This window comes from Bradyrhizobium sp. SPXBL-04, assembly GCF_051853035.1.
Classification (GTDB): domain Bacteria; phylum Pseudomonadota; class Alphaproteobacteria; order Rhizobiales; family Xanthobacteraceae; genus Bradyrhizobium; species Bradyrhizobium zhanjiangense.
In genome coordinates, this window is record NZ_CP182472.1 from 615,399 (window position 1) to 633,096 (window position 17,698).

Here is a 17,698-nt window from a genome sequence, read left to right on the forward strand (position 1 = left end):
CCGTCATTGCGAGCGAAGCGAAGCAATCCAGAGTGCATCCGCGGAAACAGACTGGATTGCTTCGTCGCTTCGCTCCTCGCAATGACGGGTAGGATAGATTTATGTCCATTCTCGAAAACACTATCTCGCCCGGCAGCACCAGCTACCACGCCAACCGCGACGGCATGCTTGCGCTGATCGACCGCATGCGCGCGCTGGAAGAGCGCACGCGGGCAGCGTCCGCCGCAGCAAAGGACCGCTTCCACAAGCGCGGCCAGCTGCTGCCGCGCGAGCGCGTCGCGCTGGTGCTTGATCCCGGCGCGCCCTTCATTGAGCTGTCGACGCTCGCCGGCTACATGTTCGACGTTCCGGATCCGAACAAGAGCGTGCCCGGCGGCGGCGTCATTGCCGGCATCGGCTTTGTCTCGGGCGTGCGCTGCATGGTTAGCGCCAGCGATGCCGGCATCGATGCCGGTGCGCTGCAGCCCTACGGCCTCGACAAGACGCTGCGGGTGCAAGAGCTCGCGCTGGAGAACAAGCTGCCTTACGTCCAGCTCGTCGAAAGCGCCGGCGCCAATCTGTTGCGTTACCGCGTCGAGGATTTTGTCCGCGGCGGCAACATCTTTCGCAATCTCGCGCGGCTCTCGGCCGCGGGATTGCCCGTCGTCACCGTGACGCATGGCTCGTCCACCGCCGGCGGTGCCTACCAGACGGGTCTCTCCGACTACATCGTCATGGTCCGCGGCCGCACCCGCGCTTTCCTTGCCGGGCCGCCGCTTTTGAAAGCCGCGACCGGTGAGATCGCGACCGAGGAAGAGCTCGGCGGCGCCGAGATGCATACGCAGGTGTCCGGTCTCGGCGACTATCTCGCCGAGGACGATCGCGACGCACTTCGCATCGCGCGCGATATCATGGCGGCGCTGCAATGGGAGCGGCCGGGCAGGGTAGCTGCGCAGTTCAAGCCGCCGCGCTACGACCAGGACGAGCTGCTCGGCATCATGCCGATGGACCACAAGCGCCCGGTGGACATGAAACAGGTGATTGCGCGCATCGTCGACGATTCCGACTTCACCGAGATGGCGCCGAACTACGGCCCCGCCACCGTCTGCGGCCATGCCCGCATCGAGGGCCAGGCGATCGGCATCATCACCAATAACGGTCCGCTCGATCCCGCCGGTGCCAACAAGGCGACGCATTTCATCCAGGCCTGCTGCCAGACCCGCACGCCGTTGCTCTATCTGAACAACACCACCGGCTACATGGTCGGCAAGGCCTATGAAGAAGCCGGCATGATCAAGCACGGCTCGAAGATGATCCAGGCGGTGACCTCGGCGACGGTGCCGCAGATCACCATCTATTGCGGCGCCTCGTTCGGCGCCGGCAATTACGGCATGTGCGGCCGCGGCTTCCATCCGCGTTTCTGCTTCTCCTGGCCGAACGCCAAGACCGCCGTGATGGGCGGCGAGCAGGCTGCAGAAACCATGGCGATCGTGACCGAGGCCGCCGCCGCGCGCCGCGGCAAACCGGTCGAGAAGGACAAGCTCGAGGCCATGAAGGCGCAGATCATTGGCGTGTTCGACGGCCAGATGGACGTGTTCTCGACCAGCGCGCGCGTGCTTGACGACGGCGTGATCGATCCGCGCGACACCCGCGCGGTGCTGTCCGAGGTGCTGGCAATCTGCCGCGAGGGCGATGCACGCACACCCCAGCGCATGCAGTTCTCGGTGGCCCGCCCATGAGGAACGGATCAGTGCAGCACCGGCCGTTCTTCAAGGTCCTGATTGCCAATCGCGGCGAGATCGCGCTCCGCGTGATGCGCAGCGCGCGGCAACTCGGCCTCGGCGTCGTCGCGGTCTATTCGGATGCCGATCGCGATGCGCTCCACGTGCGGCAGGCGGATCAGGCCGTGCGCATCGGCGAAGCGCTGCCGGCGCACTCCTATCTCAACATCCCCGCGATCATCGCCGCAGCCAGGACAAGCGGCGCGGATGCAGTTCATCCCGGCTATGGCTTCCTTGCCGAGAATGAGGAGTTCGCGAGAGCTTGCAAGGATGCCGGTCTCGTCTTCATCGGCCCATCGCCGCAGGCGATCGAAGCTATGGGCAACAAGGCCGGCGCCAAGGAGATCATGAAGAAGGCCGGCGTGCCCATCGTGCCAGGCTATCAGGGCACTGACCAGGGCGACGAGGTCATGCTCGCCGAAGCCAAAAAGATCGGCTTCCCCGTGATGATCAAGGCGGTGGCCGGCGGCGGCGGACGAGGCATGCGGCTCGTCGCCGACGCGGCCTCTTTTCCCGATGCCCTGCGCAGCGCGCGGTCGGAGGCGAAGGCCGCGTTCGGCGATCCCACGGTCATCCTCGAGCGGGCCATCCTGAACCCGCGCCATATCGAGATCCAGGTGTTCGGCGACAGCCACGGCAACGCGATCCATCTCGGCGAGCGTGATTGCTCGGTGCAGCGGCGGCACCAGAAGCTGATCGAGGAGGCGCCGTCGCCCGCGGTGACGCCGGAGCTGCGCGCGAAAATGGGCGAGGTGGCCGTCGCGGCCGTGAAGGCGCTGCGCTATGAGGGCGCCGGCACGCTGGAATTTTTGCTCGATGCGAGCGGCGACTTCTACTTCATGGAGATGAACACGCGGCTTCAGGTCGAGCATCCCGTGACCGAGGCGATCACCGGGCTCGACCTCGTCGAGCTGCAGCTGCGCGTGGCGCGCGGTGAGCAATTGCCGGTGAAGCAGCAGGATATCCGCTTCGAAGGCCACGCCATCGAGGTGCGACTCTGCTCGGAAGATGCCGCACATGATTTCATGCCGCAGTCCGGCCGCATGGCGCGCTGGCAGGTGCCGGACGGTATCCGCATCGAGCATGCGCTGCAGTCGGATGCGGAGATCCCGCCGTTCTACGATTCCATGATCGCCAAGGTGATCAGCCATGGCGCCACGCGCGAGGAGGCGAGGGGGCGGTTGATCGTCGGCCTGGAGCAGCTCACGGCTTTTGGCGTGACCACAAACCAGGCGTTCCTGATGTCGTGCCTGCGTCATTCCGGCTTTGCCAAGGGCGAGGCGACGACGGCGTTCATCGGTGCGCACCGCGACGATTTGTTGGCGCCGCGTGCGAACAGTGCATTCAGCGTCGCGCTCGCGGGCCTTCTGCTTTACGTCACCAGCCCGCAAGCGCCGTCATGGCGAAGTGGACGGAGCCTTGCGGCAACGTTCCCGCTGCCGGCGAAAGTCGAGATCGCAGGCCACGCGCATGAGCTCGAAGTCACGCGCGAGCGCGATGGCAGCTACACCGTCGCTGCCGACGACCGTCAGGACAGGTTCGAGATCGACCAGCTCGATGCCGATGCCATCCGCTTCCGCCATGACGGCGTAATGGACAGCGCAAGATTCCTGCGCGATGGCGACCGGCTCTACCTCCAGCATCGCGGTATCCCGCTCGCGGTGAATGATCTCACGCTAGCCGCGCCGAAGGCTGCCGCGACCAACGGCGGTGACGGCAAGGTCCGCGCTGCCCTGAACGGCCGCGTCGTCGCCGTCCTGGTCAAGCCGGGCGATCGCGTCACTGCCGGTCAACCGGTGATGACGTTGGAAGCGATGAAGATGGAGCACGTCCACAAGGCCGGCATTGACGGCGTGGTGGAGGCGATCGACGTTGCCGAGGGCGAGCAGGTGACCACGGGCAGGATCGTGGTGGAGATCGGGGCGGGTTAGGGCGGCGAGCGCAGTACCGTAGGGTGGGCTAAGGCGCATAGCGCCGTGCCCACCGTCGTGCGGCGGTTGCGTCTGGGATGGTGGGCATGCATCGCTTTGCCCGCCCTACGGATCTTCGCCGGGACGACATTAGAGAGGCCGCCCCGTCCCCTCATTGAGCAAACACGCCACCCGATGTCCGCCAGCCGCCTCCACCAGGGCCGGCCGTTCCGTCTTGCACCGTTCCATCGCAAACCGGCAGCGGGTATGAAACGCGCACCCCGAGGGCGGATTGACCGGGCTCGGTACGTCGCCATCGACCAGGGGCGCAAGTTTTTTCGCGAGCGGATTGGCGACCGGCACCGAGGCGAGCAGCGCCTGCGTGTAAGGATGTCGCGGGTTGCGGAACAGCTCGTCCTTGTCGGCGATCTCGACGATCCGCCCGAGATACATCACCGCGACGCGGTGGCTGATATGCGCGACCACGGCGAGATCGTGCGCGATGAAGAGATAGGAGAAGCCGTGCCGGCGTTGCAGGTCGATCAAGAGATTGATCACTTGCGCCTGGATCGAGACGTCGAGCGCGGAGACCGGCTCGTCGCAGACGATCAACCGCGGCTCCAGTGCCAGCGCTCGCGCGATGCAGATGCGCTGACGCTGGCCGCCGGAGAATTGATGCGGGAAGTTGCGCATCTGATCGGGTCTTAGGCCCACCTGCTCGAACAGTCTCGCGACACGCGCCTCCAGCGCCTTGCCGGTGGCGAGCCCATGCACGGCCAGCGGCTCGCCGACGATGTCGCCCGCGGTCATGCGCGGATTGAGCGAAGCGAACGGATCCTGGAACACGATCTGCATCGAGCGGCGGTGCGGCCGCAGCGCCGTCTTCGAGAGATGGGTGATGTCCTCGCCTTCCAGGCGGATCTGGCCCGAGGTCGGCTCGACGAGCCGCAGCACGCTGCGCGCCACGGTCGACTTGCCGCAGCCGGATTCGCCGACGAGGCCAAGCGTTTCGCCAACACCAAGCGCGAACGAGACGCCATCGACCGCGTGCACGGTGCCGACCTGCCGGCGCAGCACGCCCGCACGCACGGGATAGTGCTTGATCAAGTCCGTGACCTCGAGCAGCGCCTCGCTCATGCCACCTCCGCCACTTCCTCCGCGCGCCAGCAGGCGGCGAGATGGCCGCCGCCCCAATCGGCGAGCGGCGGATATTCGTCCTGGCAGCGCTTGATCGCGAGTGGGCAGCGCGGCGCGAAGGCGCAGCCTTTCGGCAGCCGCACCAGCGACGGCACCGTGCCCGGAATTTCGTTCAGCCGCGGCGGCGCGGCGACGCCGGACGCCGGCACGGCCGGAATCGAAGCCATCAGCCCCCGCGTATAGGGATGCTTTGGCGATGCAAACAGCGCTTCGACGCTGGCTTCCTCGACCTTGCGGCCCGCATACATCACGATCACGCGCTGCGCGGTCTGCGCGACGACGCCGAGATCGTGCGTGATCAGCACGAGCCCAGTGCCGAGCTCCTTCTGAAGGTCGAGGATCAGCGCCAAGATCTGCGCCTGGATCGTGACGTCGAGCGCAGTGGTCGGCTCGTCCGCGATCAGCAGCGCCGGACGGCACGCCAGCGCCATCGCGATCATCGCGCGCTGGCGCATGCCGCCGGAGAGCTGGTGCGGATATTCCCGTGCGCGCCGCGCCGGCTCGGGGATGCGCACCAGCCGCAGCATCTCGACTGCGATATCCGCGGCCTCCTTGGCCGACAAGTTCCGGTGCAGCCGCACCGCCTCGACGATCTGGTCGCCGATCCGCATCACCGGATTGAGCGAGGTCATCGGTTCCTGAAAGATCATGGAGATGCGGTTGCCCCTGACAGCACGCATCTTCGCTTCATCCAGCGCCAGCAGATCGGTGCCTTCGAGCGTGACGGAGCCGCCGACAATGCGGCCCGGCGGATCAGGCACTAGCCGCATCAGCGATAGCGCCGTGACGCTCTTGCCGCACCCGGATTCGCCGACGATCGCCAGCGTCTCGCCGCGCTTCACGGTGAATGAAACGTCGTCAACCGCCTTGAAGAGTCCCGAATTGGTGAAGAACACCGTCTTCAGGTTCTTCACGTCGAGCACGAGGTCGGATTTGTCAGCCATCAGCCGCGCTGCCGGGGATCGAGGATATCACGCAGGGCGTCGCCGAACAGATTGGCACCGAACACGGCGAGGCTGATGGCGATGCCCGGGAAGATCACCAGCCACGGCGCGGTGCGGACATATTCGGCGGCGGATTCCGAGAGCATACGCCCCCACGACGGATAAGGTTCGGGAATGCCGAGGCCGAGGAAGGACAGCGAGGCCTCGGTCAGGATGGTCGAGCCGAGCTGGGCGGTCGCCAGCACGATCAGCGGCGCCAGCGTGTTCGGCAGCACGTGGCGCAGCGCTATCCGCATCTCGCTCATACCGATCGATTTTGCCGCCTCCACGAAGGGCTGTTCGCGCAGTGCCAGCGTGTTGGCGCGGATGACGCGCGCGACGGTCGGGATCAGCGGAATGGCGATCGCGATGATCACGTTCGGCAGTGATGGGCCGAGCGCCGCTGTCATCACCAGCGCCAGCACCAAGAGCGGCAGCGCCTGGAGAACGTCGGAGACGCGCTGGAACACGAGATCGACCCAGCCCGAGAGATAACCGGAGGTGAGGCCGACGATCACGCCGATCGAGCCGCCGAGCGCCGTGGAGCCAAGCCCGACCGCGAGCGAGATCCGTGCACCGTGGATGATACGGCTAAACACGTCGCGGCCGAAGGAATCGGTGCCCATCCAGTGCGCCAGGCTCGGGCGCGCCAGCGCGCGGGCGGAGTCGACCGTCAGCGGATCGTAGCGCGCGATGAAGTCGGCGAAGATTGCGGTGAGCACGAACACCGTCATGATGACGAGCCCGGCCGCGCCAAGCACGTGCCGCTGGGCCATGAACAGCACGCGCCGCCAGCCACCGGTCGCATGCGCCCCGGCCCGTCTCAGTTCAACGTCGAAGTCGATCGCAGCCAAGCTGATCTCCTAATCCGTGTACCTGATGCGCGGGTCGAACACCGCGTAGAGCATGTCGACGGTGAAATTCGCGAACACGACCACGACCGCGATGAACATCACGAGGTTCTGCACGATCGGATAGTCGCGCCAGCGGATTGCCTCGACCAGGAAGCGGGCGACGCCGGGGATGTTGAACACGGTCTCGGTCACGATCAGACCGCCGATCAGGAATGCCGCCTCGATGCCGATCACGGTGATGACGGGCAGGATCGCATTCTTCAGCGCGTGGTGATAGTTCACGGCGGCGTCGGATGCGCCCTTGGCGCGGGCGGTGCGGATATAATCCTGCCGCAGCACCTCGAGCATCGAGGAGCGGGTGATGCGCATGGTCAGCGCGGCGCTGCGGAAGCCGACGGCAGCCGCCGGCACGGCATAGGTGGCAAATGCCTCGAGCCAGGTTTGCGGATTGGGATTGAAGATCGGCATCTGGCCGAACATCGCCACCGACGCGGTGAGGATCAAAAGGCCGAGCCAGAACGAGGGCAGGGACAATCCGCTGAGGCTGACGACACGCAGCGCATAGTCGAGCCGGGTGCCTTGCTTCACGGCGCTGATGACGCCGAGCGGGATGCCGATGGACGCTGAGAACAATAGCGCGAGGCCAGCAAGCCGCGCCGTGATCGGAATCCGCGGCAGGATCTCCTGAAGCGCCGGCTTCTCCGAGACGTAGGAATAACCAAAGTCGCCGCGCAGAAGACCGCTGATCCAGTGCCAATATTGCACGATCAGCGGCTCATCGATGCCGAGCTCCTTCTCCAGATTGGCCTTGTCGGCGGGATCGACATAGCCGGCCGCGGCGAACAGGATGTCGACGATGTTGCCGGGGACGACGCGCAGCAGGAAGAAGATGACGATCGAGATCCCGAACAGGGTCACGAGCATCAGGAACAGGCGTCGCACCAGATAGGCAAACATGCACCGCCTCCTGTCGAACGCCTCAGCCGCCCGCGTTACTTGTCGAGCCAGACGTCCTCATAGCGAAAGCCGTTATAAGAGCTGTTCGACATGATCGTGATCCCCTTGACATAGGGCTGCCAGCAGGTGCCGGCCCGCGCGTGGAAGATGATCGGACGGGCAACATCCTCCTGCAGCTTCTTGTCGATGTCCCAGACCAGTTGCTTGCGCTTGCCAACATCGATCTCCTGCGACTGCACGTCGAACAGCTTCTCGATCTCCTTGTTGCAATAATTGGTGTAGTTCCGCTCCGAGCCGCAAGAGTAGTTCTCGTAGAAGGACTGGTCGGGATCGTCGACGGAATTTCCGGTCAGGTTCAGGCCGAGCATGTAATCCTTGCGTGCGACCTTCGGGAACCAGTTTGCAGTCTCCACGACGTCGAGCTCGCCGTCGATATAGATGCTCTTGAGCTGGTCGATCAGGATCACCGCGGGATCGCGATATTCCGCGAGATTGCGTGTCGAGACCTTCACGGCGAGGTGCTTGTCGGGGCCGTAGCCGGCCTTCTGCATCAGCTTTCTGGCCTCCTCCCGGCTCGCGTTCACGTTCGAGCCATAGCCTGGGATGGTCTCCAGCTTGTCCTTGGGCATGCCCCAGATGCCCTGCGGCGGCGGCAGCATGGTGCCGCCGATATCGGCTTGGCCCTCGAACAGGATGTCGACGAAGGCTTTGCGGTCGAGCGCCATCGCCATCGCCCGGCGGATGTCGATGTTGTCGAACGGCGCGGAAGTCGAATTGACGATGATGTTGGTCGAAACGTTGGTGGGCTCGACTGCGCAGATCGCGTTTGGCGCCTGTGACTTGATATCCTTGAGGAGCGGGATCGTGATGTGCGTCGGGAAGGTCATGTCGAACTTGCCGGCGACGAAGGCGAGGATCGCGGTCGAGCGGTTCGTGATGATCGTGTACTCGATGCCGTCGAGATAGGGCAGGCCCTTCTTCCAGTAGTCCGGGTTTCGCGTCAGCTTGATCGATTCATTGGCCTTGAACTCGACGAACTTGAACGGGCCGGTTCCGACCGGATGGGTGCGCATGTCGGCCGGCGAGACGTGACAGGGGTAGATCGGCGTATAACCGGATGCGAGCATTGCCAGCAACGACGGTTGCGGCCGCTTCAGGTCGAAGGAGACCTCGAAATCGCCGTTCGGCGTGACGTCGTTGACCTCATTGTACCAGGCCTTGCGCGGATTCTGCCGCAGCTTCTGCTGCGATTTGCCCATCAGGAGATCGAAAGTGCATTTGACGTCGGCCGACGTGAACGGCTTGCCGTCATGCCATTTGACGCCCTGGCGCAGTTTGAAGGTCAGCTTCTTGTTGTCGCCGCTCCAGGACCAGCTCTCGGCCAGCTCTGGCCTCAGGGTATCAGGGCTGTTCTGCGCGATGTGCTGGTCATAGATGACCAGATTGTTGAACACCCCCATGAAGGGCACGTTGATCGAATAGGTCGCGCCCTCGAGGATGGACGCATTGGCCGGGCTATCGCGATGATACATCCGCAGGATCCCGCCCTGCTTGGGCTCGCCGGCAAGCGCAATGGTCGAAAACGCCAGCAAAGATAGCGCCGCCGTCGCGGCGAGCGCCCGCACGCTCCGCATCCTCGTCCTCCCTGGACATCGGCCTTTTGGCCTGTTTGAGGGGACGATAGCGATGGGCGTGGAGGGAGGCAACCGGCAAGGCCGCCCACGCTCTCGACAATTCGGATGACGGAAGGCCGCAGGGCTTCATTCTCTCACGATGCGAGAGTGCAGGTGCGAAGGGACGGTTCCTGTATCGATGTTGGGGCGCAAGCCACATCAACAAACTCCGGTGTCGTCCCGGACAAGCGCGCCCCAAGCGCGCGCCGATCCGGGACCCATAGCCAGAGGGAGTGGTTTGGCGAAGACTCGGAGTTGCCTGCTCGCGCGACGATTGTTCCCTTTGGCTATGGGTCCCCGGTTCGCGACCTCGTCGCGCCCGGGACGATGGCTGAGTGTGGCTGCGCCTCACACGATCCGCGATGCCTTGTTCCCCCAGTACCTATCCCGCAGCAGCCGCTTGTACAGCTTCCCCGTCGGCAGCCGCGGCAATTCCTTTTCGAAATCGACCGAGCGCGGCACCTTCTGCCGCGACAGCGATTTTGCGCAGAACGCGATCAGCTCTTCCGCCAGCGCAGGGCCCGGCACCACGCCCGGCATCGGTTGCACCACTGCCTTCACCTCTTCGCCGAGATCGGCATTGGGCACGCCGAACACCGCGGCGTCGGCGACCTTTGGGTGGGTGATCAGCAGATTTTCGCACTCCTGCGGGTAGATGTTCACGCCACCGGAGATGATCATGAAGGTCGCGCGATCGGTGAGGTAGAGGAAGCGGTCCTTGTCGACATAGCCGACGTCGCCGACTGTGCTCATGCTGCCGTCCGCCGAGCGCGCCTCCCGGGTCTTCTCCGGGTCGTTGAAATATTCGAACGGCGAGGCGGTCTTGAACCAGACCTGGCCCGGCGTGCCGGTCGGGCATTCCCTCATGTTCTCGTCGAGGATGTGGAGATCGCCGAGCAGAACCTTGCCGACGGTGCCGCGATGGGCGAGCCACTCCTCGCTGTTGCAGGCGGTGAAGCCGAGGCCCTCGGTGGCGCCGTAATATTCATGGATGATCGGGCCCCACCATTTGATCATGTCGTCCTTGACGAGGGCCGGGCAGGGCGCCGCGGCGTGGATCGCGATCTCCAGCGACGACAGATCGTAGCGGCTGCGCACCTCCTCCGGCAACTTCAGCATGCGCGAGAACATCGTCGGCACCAGCTGGGTGTGGGTGATGCCCCATTGCTCGACGAGCTCAAGGTAACGCTCCGGATCGAAGCTCTCCATGATGATGACGGTGCCGCCCATGCGGATCGTGAGATTGACTGCCGCCTGCGGCGCCGAGTGATAGAGCGGCGCCGGCGACAGATAGACCATGCCCTCGCGGTAGTGCCAAAGTTTCGTCAGGAAATCGAACAGCGGCAGATTGTGCTTTGGCGGCTCCTCCGGCAGCGGCCGCAGGATGCCCTTGGGCCGTCCGGTCGTGCCCGACGAATACAGCATCGCGGTGCCGAGCCACTCGTCTGCGATCGGCGTCGTCGGCAGATCGGCGGTCACCTCCGCAAGACCGACGATGCGGTCGCTCTCGCCCGGGCCATCGGCGACGATGCAGAGCTTGACGTCGGGGCAGGCCGGGATCGCCTCGCGCGCGATGTTGAGCTTCGCCACCGACGTGATCAGGATCTTGGATTGGCTGTTGACGAGGAGATAGGCGAGCTCGCCCGGTGTCAGGAAGGAGTTGATGCAGGTGTAGTAGAGGCCGGAGCGCTCGCCTGCGCCGCAGGCCTCGAGATAGCGCGAATTGTTCTCCATGAAGATCGAATAATGATCGAGCCGCTTCAGGCCGTGCCTGCGAAACAGATGCGCGAGGCGGTTGCTGCGTGCCTCCAGCTCGCGATAGGTAACGGTCTCGCCCGTCGCCGCCATGATGAAGGCAGGCTGGAGCGGACGTAGGCGGGCATGCTGACCTGGGTACATCAGTCCTCCGGCTTTTGGATCATGCGGCAAGAAGCAGGATTTCACGCACTTGCGCCGGGCTGTCGATCCTGCGCGGATTGTGCGGGATCCAATTCGTGCGCATCGCCTGTGCGGCGATGGCGTCGAAATGCTCCGGCGACACGCGCACCTCGGCGAGGCTGCGCGGCATGCCGAGCGAGCGAATGAAGGCATCGAGCACGTCGGCGGCATCTCGGCCAGGAAAGCCCATGGCGGCCGCGACGATCATCTGGCGCTCGGCATTGTCGGGCGCATTCCAGCGCATCACCGCCGGCAGCATGACGCAGGAGGTGTAACCGTGCGGCACGTCGAAGGCCGCACCCAGCGCGTAGCCGATGCCGTGGCTCGCACCCATCGGCACGCCCGCTGCGAGTGCGCCCATCGACAGCCAGGTACCGATCTGCGCATCCATCCGCGCGTCGAGATCGGCAGGATCGGCCTTCACCCGCGGCAGCGCGTCGGCGAGCATGGCGAGGCCCTTCATCGATTGCGCGTCGGCATAAGGGTGAGTCTCGCGCGAGCAGATCGCTTCCACGCAATGGTCGACGGCGCGGACGCCGGTGGAGAGAAACAGCCATTCCGGCGTGTGCACGGTGATCGCGGGATCGAGGATGGTCGCGCGCGGCACCATGAGCGGATGCCGCAGCATCTGCTTCACATTCGTGCTGCGGTCGGTCACGCCCGCGATCGCGCTGAACTCGCCGCCGGCGATCGTGGTCGGCACGCTGATCTGGCGCACTGTCGGCGCGGTCATCTCGGGTGCGACGCCCTTGTGCACGCGGATGCGCTCGATGCCGCCGATATCGTCGATGCCGTTGGCGAGGCACAGCTGCACCGCCTTGGCGCCGTCGGTGATGGAGCCGCCACCGACGGTGACGATCAGATCGGCGTTCACCTCGCGCGCCTCATGGGTGGCGGCGATCACCGCCTCGCGCGGCGTATGCGCCGGCATGGCGTCGAACAGGCCGGCGCAGCGCTCGCCGAGCGCCTCCCTGATCTTCGTGATCTCGTCGGTCTGCCGGTTGAGCGTGCCCGAGACCATCAGGAAGGTGCGGCGCGTTCCCAGCCGGTCCATCTGCGCGACGATGGCTTCGGCTGCGGGATGGCCGAACACGACCTCCTCGATCGCGCCATAAACGACACGTCCCTGGTGCACGCTTGTCCTCCCCGGACAATTCGTCTTGTTTTTGTAGGGGTAGTCTAGACGAGCAGTTGCGGCCCGTCATGCGCGAAGACGCTGGGCCTCTTCTTAACCCTCCCCCCTCCAGGGCAGGGCTATCGCATATGGCGTGAACAATGCTTCGGCATCGGCAGTGGGCTCCCTCTCCCGCTTGCGGGGGAGGGCTGGGGTGGGGGGTGCCTCCGCGTCGGGATTGTCGAGAATTGCGGAGGCGATCCCAGTGCGGTGAGAGCCCTCACCCGCCGCGCTCGGGACGATGCTTCGCATCGCCCGGGACGCGTCGGCCTCTCCCGCAAGCGGGAGAGGCGGAGCAAACCGCGGGCGGTCCCCGCGAAATGCATATGCGATAGCCCTACCCCTCCAGGGGAGGGTGAACGGAGCGTGGACCTCGCCTCCTGCATTCATGTGCCCCGTGAATAAGTCCAATTGAATTCCGCCCGCTAATCATCGCGTGCGCGGCCGGCTAATCCCCCTGTCAACCCGCCATCCGGTCAGGGCATGCGGCCGGGCATTGCGCGTGCATTGGTCTTGAAGAGTTCATCATTGCCGCCCATGTTGTGTCCCCCGCGAGTGGGCGCCTATCCCGCATTTTCCGCGGCTTTTATGCGAGGACCTGGGATGACTGGACCGGACGGAAGCGAGCAGATTGTCAAAAAGCACGATTTCGTTCAGCACAGCGCAATTGCCGGGCTTCTCGCCGCGGCATTCGCCCTGTCCGGCTGCGACAAGCCGGCGTCGCAGGCCGCTGCCCCGCCGCCGGCGCCGGTGACGGTCGCCCAACCGGTCAAGCGCACTGTCACTGATTGGGACGAGTTCACCGGTCGCTTCGAGGCGGTCGAGGAGGTGCAGGTGCGCCCTCGCGTCGGCGGCTTCGTCAACTCGGTTGAGTTCCAGGACGGCGCCATCGTGCGTCAGGGCGATCTGCTCTACGTGATCGATTCCCGTCCGTTCGAGGCGGTGGCTGCGCAGGCAGAGGGTCAGCTGTCGGACGCGCGGGCCAAAGTGGAGCTTGCCAAGCGCGAGCTCGACCGCGGTCTCAACCTGGTGCAGACCAGCGCGGTCTCGGAGCAGGTCGTCGATCAGCGCCGCCAGGCCTTGCAGGCCGCACATGCGGCCGAGACGCAGGCCGAGGGCGCGCTGAAGGCCGCCAAGCTCAACATCGAGTTCACGCATGTGACGGCGCCGCTGACCGGTCGCGTCAGCCGCCACCTCGTCAGTCCCGGCAATCTCGTGCAGGGCAGCGACAACGGCGCTTCGACGCTGCTGACCTCGATCGTCACGCTGGATCCGATCTACATCTATTTCGACATGGATGAGGCGACCTTCATCAAATACAGCAAATTATGGTTCGAGGGGCGGCGCCCAAGTTCGCGCGACACCGCGAACCCGGTGCAGGTGACGCTGGCCGGTGAAACCAAGCCGTCGCATGAGGGCACCGTGAACTTCCTCGACAATCGCCTCGATGTCTCGACCGGCACGCTGCGCAGCCGCGCGGTGGTCAAGAACACCGACCTGTCGATCCTGCCCGGCCAGTTCGGGCGTGTCCGCCTGATCGGCAGCGCGCCCTATGAGGCGCTGCTGATTCCGGACGTCGCTATCGCGACCGACCAGTCCCGCAAGATCGTGTTCGTGGTGAAGCCCGATGACACGGTCGAGGCGCGTCCCGTGGTGCTCGGGCCGCTCGATGACGGCCTGCGCGTGATCCGCGAAGGGTTGAAGGCGGAGGACCGCGTCATCGTCAATGGCATCCAGCGCGCCCGCGTCGGCGCCAAGGTCGCCCCGCAGACCGCGCAAGCCCCGGCCGGTGGCAAGTCATGAATCTTGGCCGTCTTTCCATCAACCAGCCCATCCTGGCGATGGTGCTGTCGATCGTGCTGCTGATCGTGGGCGCGATCGCCTACACAACGCTGCCGGTCTCCGAATATCCGCAAGTGGTGCCGCCCACCGTGGTCGTCACCACGCAATATCCCGGCGCCTCCGCGCAGACTGTGTCCGACACGGTCGCAGCGCCGATCGAGCAGGAGATCAACGGCGTCGAGGACATGCTGTATCTCTACAGCCAGGCGACCTCGAACGGCCAGCTCACCATCACCGTCACTTTCAAGCTCGGCACCGATCTCGACAAGGCCCAGGTGCTGGTGCAGAACCGCGTCGCGATCGCGCAGCCGCGCCTGCCGGAGGAAGTGCAGCGCAACGGCGTCACCACGCGCAAGAACTCGCCCGACATCCTGATGGTCGTGTTCATGCTGTCGCCGGACGACACGTTCGACCAGCTCTACATCTCGAACTACGCGCTGCTCCAGGTCCGCGACCAGCTGCTGCGTCTCGACGGCGTTGGCGACATCCAGATCTTTGGCGCACGCGACTATTCGATGCGACTGTGGCTCGATCCTGACCGGATCGCCAATCTCGGCCTGACCTCGGCCGAGGTGCTCGCGGCGATCCGCGCCCAGAACCTGCAGATCGCCGGCGGCCAGATCGCCGAGCCGCCGATCGCCGACCGCGCCTTCCAGCCGAATCTGACCTTCACGGGACGCCTGAAGGACCAGAAGCAGTTCGAGGACATCCTGATCAAGGCCGGCTCCGACGGCCGGGTCGTTCGTCTGCGCGACGTTGCCCGCATCGAGCTAGGGGCATTGGCGTATTCCACCAACAGCTTCCTGCTGCGCAAATCGGCGGTGGCCATGCTGGTGACCCAGCGGCCCGGATCAAACGCGCTCGCGACGGCGAAAAACATCTCCGACACGATGACGAAGCTCAAGGCGAGCTTCCCTCGCGGTCTCGACTACAATATCGGCTACAATCCGACCGAATTCATCGCGCAGTCGGTCCACGAGTTGATCAAGACCATCTACGAGGCCATGCTGCTCGTGGTCGTCGTGGTGCTGGTGTTCCTGCAAGGATGGCGGCCCGCGATCATTCCGATCATCGCGATACCGGTGTCGCTGGTCGGCACCTTCGCGGTAATGGCGGCGCTGGGCTTCTCCATCAACAATCTCACGCTGTTCGGCCTCGTGCTCGCCGTCGGCATCGTGGTCGACGACGCCATCGTCGTGGTCGAGAATGTCGAGCGGCATCTCGAGCACGGCATGAGCCGGCGCGATGCGGCGCTGAAGACGATGGAAGAGGTTGGCGGCGCGCTGGTCTCGATCGCGCTGGTGCTGTGCGCGGTGTTTGTTCCGACCGCGTTCCTGGGCGGCATTTCCGGCCAGTTCTTCCAGCAATTCGCGGTCACCATCGCGGTCGCGACTGCGATTTCCTGCTTCTGCTCGCTGACGCTGTCGCCGGCGCTGGCCTCGCAGATCCTGGTGCCGCACGAGGAGAAGAAGCCGCCGGCTGCCTGGAATGTCATTGCGCGGGGCTGGGATGCCTTCACTGGCGTGTTCAACCGCGTGTTTGAGCGGCTGGCGCATGGTTATGCCGGTCTTGCCAATTTCGTGATCCGCCACTCCGTTGCGATGCTCCTGATCTACGTCGTGCTCATCGGCAGCGCCGGCTGGCTGATCGTGACCACGCCGCAGGGCTTCATTCCGGCGCAGGATCGCGGCTACGTCATCGTATCCGTGCAATTGCCGGGTGCGGCGTCACTGGCACGTACCACCGAGGTCGTGCGCGAGATCGAGCGGATCTCGCTGGATACGCCGGGCATCGTCCGCGTTGCGGCCTTCGCCGGCTTCTCCGGCGCCACCCGCACCCAAGCCGGCAATGCGGCGGCGCTGTTTCCAGTGTTCGACGAACCCGAGGCGCGGCTGAAGAAGGGACTGTCCGCCAACGCCATCACGGCCGAGCTGCGCAAGCGCCTGTCCGCGATCCAGGGCGCGTTCATCATCGTGATTCCGCCACCGGCTGTGCCGGGCATCGGCACCGGCGGCGGCTTCACCATCCGCGTCCAGGACCGCCAGGGTCGCGGGCCCGAAATGCTCGCCGCCGCGACCGACGAGCTGGTCGCCGCCGCGCGCAAGGCACCAAGTCTCACCTCGGTGTTCTCGCCGTTCACGGCCAATACGCCGCAGCTCTTCGTCGACATCGACCGCACCAAGGCGCAGAAGCTCGGTGTTCCCATCTCCAACATCAACGACACGATCCAGACCTATTTCGGATCGACCTATGTCAACGACTTCAATCTGTTCGGCCGCACCTACCACGTCACCGCGCAGGCCGATTTCCCCTACCGCAAGGAGCCCAGCGATCTCGCACGCCTGCGCACGCGCAACGCCTCCGGCGACATGGTGATGCTCGGCAGTGTGGTCGAGTTTAGGGATGTCTCGGGTCCCGACCGCGTCGCGCGCTATAATCTTTACGCGGCGTCCGAATTGCAGGGCGAGCCGGCGCCGGGCACCAGCTCGACCACCGCACTCAACACCATCAAGAAGCTCGCGGACGACACGCTGCCGAGTGGCTTCAGCTTCGAATGGACCGACCTGTCCTATCAGCAGGTCACCGGCGGCAATGCCGGTCTCTACGTGTTTCCGATCTGCGTGCTGTTCGTTTATCTCGTGCTCGCCGCCCAATATGGCAGCTGGACGCTGCCGTTCGCGGTGATCCTGATCGTGCCGATGTGCCTGCTCGCTGCCACCATCGGCGTGCGCATCATGGGGCAGGACGTCAACATCCTCACCCAGATCGGCTTCGTGGTGCTGGTGGGATTGGCGGCAAAGAACGCGATCCTGATCGTCGAGTTTGCACGCGATATCGAGAACGAAGGCAAGCCGCGGCTCGAGGCTGTCATTGAGGCCTGCCGACTGCGCTTGCGGCCGATCCTGATGACGTCCTTCGCCTTCATCCTCGGTGTCTTGCCGCTGGTGATCTCGAGCGGCTCCGGCTCGGAGATGCGGCAGGCCGTCGGCGTCGCCGTGTTCTTCGGCATGATCGGCGTCACCCTGTTCGGACTTCTGTTCACGCCGATCTTCTACGTGGTGGTGAGGAACCTGGCGGAGGGGCGGCGGGATAAGAAGGCGGAGGTCGCGGGCTGACCATCGTCGGGAGTCCATCAGCGTAGCCACAATCACGCTGTCGTCCCGGACAAGCGCGAGCGCAGATCCGGGACCCATAGCCACAGGATCGAGTTTGGCGAAGACTCGCGGTGACCAGCTGCGCGCGATAACTGCTCCCTGGGGTTATGGGTCCCGGCCCCCGTGCGCAATTGCGCACTAGGCCGGGACGACGCCATTCTTGTGGAGCGCGCGCCCAAACTAACGGCCTACGGCGAAATGGATGGGCACGCGTGGGGTTCTTCACTACTATCCGCGCGATTTCACAACAGAAGA

General features: G+C 64.9%; 11 protein-coding genes. 4 read left to right on the forward strand and 7 right to left on the reverse strand.

Annotated elements, in window-relative coordinates; genetic code table 11:
* Nucleotides 1-101: 101 nt before the first annotated feature.
* The gene (locus tag ACNJX8_RS02830; protein ID WP_128930815.1) at nucleotides 102-1,718 is read left to right on the forward strand and encodes an acyl-CoA carboxylase subunit beta; all 1,617 of its coding nucleotides are present in this window, start codon (nucleotides 102-104) and stop codon (nucleotides 1,716-1,718) included.
* Entirely contained in the window at nucleotides 1,715-3,691 is a 1,977-nt protein-coding gene (locus tag ACNJX8_RS02835) for an acetyl/propionyl/methylcrotonyl-CoA carboxylase subunit alpha (RefSeq protein WP_439359519.1), read from the forward strand. Before ACNJX8_RS02830 ends, ACNJX8_RS02835 begins: the two co-directional genes overlap by 4 nt.
* Nucleotides 3,692-3,820: 129 nt before the next feature.
* Here the strand turns inward: ACNJX8_RS02835 and ACNJX8_RS02840 are convergent, their stop codons facing one another.
* The 7 genes from ACNJX8_RS02840 to ACNJX8_RS02870 all read right to left on the reverse strand — a co-directional run bounded on the left by ACNJX8_RS02840 (nucleotide 3,821) and on the right by ACNJX8_RS02870 (nucleotide 12,407).
* Nucleotides 3,821-4,807 carry an ABC transporter ATP-binding protein gene (locus tag ACNJX8_RS02840; RefSeq protein ID WP_091887154.1) on the reverse strand — a complete coding sequence of 329 codons (987 nt, stop codon included), beginning with the start codon at nucleotides 4,805-4,807 and terminating at the stop codon, nucleotides 3,821-3,823.
* Nucleotides 4,804-5,811 carry an ABC transporter ATP-binding protein gene (locus tag ACNJX8_RS02845; RefSeq protein ID WP_128943373.1) on the reverse strand — a complete coding sequence of 336 codons (1,008 nt, stop codon included), beginning with the start codon at nucleotides 5,809-5,811 and terminating at the stop codon, nucleotides 4,804-4,806. The genes ACNJX8_RS02840 and ACNJX8_RS02845 overlap by 4 nt, the downstream gene beginning before the upstream one ends.
* Entirely contained in the window at nucleotides 5,811-6,704 is an 894-nt protein-coding gene (locus ACNJX8_RS02850; protein ID WP_091887158.1) for an ABC transporter permease, read from the reverse strand. The genes ACNJX8_RS02845 and ACNJX8_RS02850 overlap by 1 nt, the downstream gene beginning before the upstream one ends.
* A 9-nt stretch (nucleotides 6,705-6,713) precedes the next feature.
* Nucleotides 6,714-7,661, reverse strand: a complete 948-nt coding sequence (locus ACNJX8_RS02855) for an ABC transporter permease (protein WP_128930820.1) — start codon at nucleotides 7,659-7,661, stop codon at nucleotides 6,714-6,716.
* 35 nt (nucleotides 7,662-7,696) lie between these two features.
* Complete coding sequence (locus ACNJX8_RS02860) at nucleotides 7,697-9,295, reverse strand: ABC transporter substrate-binding protein (RefSeq protein ID WP_439359522.1); 1,599 nt, start codon at nucleotides 9,293-9,295, stop codon at nucleotides 7,697-7,699.
* A gap of 387 nt (nucleotides 9,296-9,682) precedes the next feature.
* Entirely contained in the window at nucleotides 9,683-11,233 is a 1,551-nt protein-coding gene (locus tag ACNJX8_RS02865; protein ID WP_439359524.1) for an AMP-binding protein, read from the reverse strand.
* Between the two features lie 19 nt (nucleotides 11,234-11,252).
* Nucleotides 11,253-12,407, reverse strand: coding sequence for an iron-containing alcohol dehydrogenase (locus ACNJX8_RS02870; RefSeq protein ID WP_439359526.1), 1,155 nt, complete (start codon nucleotides 12,405-12,407; stop codon nucleotides 11,253-11,255).
* Between the two features lie 642 nt (nucleotides 12,408-13,049).
* Here ACNJX8_RS02870 and ACNJX8_RS02875 point away from each other — a divergent pair.
* Both ACNJX8_RS02875 and ACNJX8_RS02880 read left to right on the forward strand, forming a co-directional pair.
* Nucleotides 13,050-14,249: an efflux RND transporter periplasmic adaptor subunit gene (locus ACNJX8_RS02875; protein ID WP_164934868.1), complete on the forward strand. Its 1,200-nt coding sequence runs from the start codon at nucleotides 13,050-13,052 to the stop codon at nucleotides 14,247-14,249.
* Nucleotides 14,246-17,404: an efflux RND transporter permease subunit gene (locus tag ACNJX8_RS02880; RefSeq protein WP_439359529.1), complete on the forward strand. Its 3,159-nt coding sequence runs from the start codon at nucleotides 14,246-14,248 to the stop codon at nucleotides 17,402-17,404. Before ACNJX8_RS02875 ends, ACNJX8_RS02880 begins: the two co-directional genes overlap by 4 nt.
* Nucleotides 17,405-17,698: the final 294 nt, after the last annotated feature.

Coding starts and splice junctions, on each gene's coding strand:
- ACNJX8_RS02830 (WP_128930815.1), top strand. CDS start 102: ATGTCCATTCTCGAAAACACTATCTCGCCCGGCAGCACCAGCTACCAC.
- ACNJX8_RS02835 (WP_439359519.1), top strand. CDS start 1,715: ATGAGGAACGGATCAGTGCAGCACCGGCCGTTCTTCAAGGTCCTGATT.
- ACNJX8_RS02840 (WP_091887154.1), bottom strand. CDS start 4,807: ATGAGCGAGGCGCTGCTCGAGGTCACGGACTTGATCAAGCACTATCCC.
- ACNJX8_RS02845 (WP_128943373.1), bottom strand. CDS start 5,811: ATGGCTGACAAATCCGACCTCGTGCTCGACGTGAAGAACCTGAAGACG.
- ACNJX8_RS02855 (WP_128930820.1), bottom strand. CDS start 7,661: ATGTTTGCCTATCTGGTGCGACGCCTGTTCCTGATGCTCGTGACCCTG.
- ACNJX8_RS02860 (WP_439359522.1), bottom strand. CDS start 9,295: ATGCGGAGCGTGCGGGCGCTCGCCGCGACGGCGGCGCTATCTTTGCTG.
- ACNJX8_RS02865 (WP_439359524.1), bottom strand. CDS start 11,233: ATGTACCCAGGTCAGCATGCCCGCCTACGTCCGCTCCAGCCTGCCTTC.
- ACNJX8_RS02875 (WP_164934868.1), top strand. CDS start 13,050: ATGACTGGACCGGACGGAAGCGAGCAGATTGTCAAAAAGCACGATTTC.
- ACNJX8_RS02880 (WP_439359529.1), top strand. CDS start 14,246: ATGAATCTTGGCCGTCTTTCCATCAACCAGCCCATCCTGGCGATGGTG.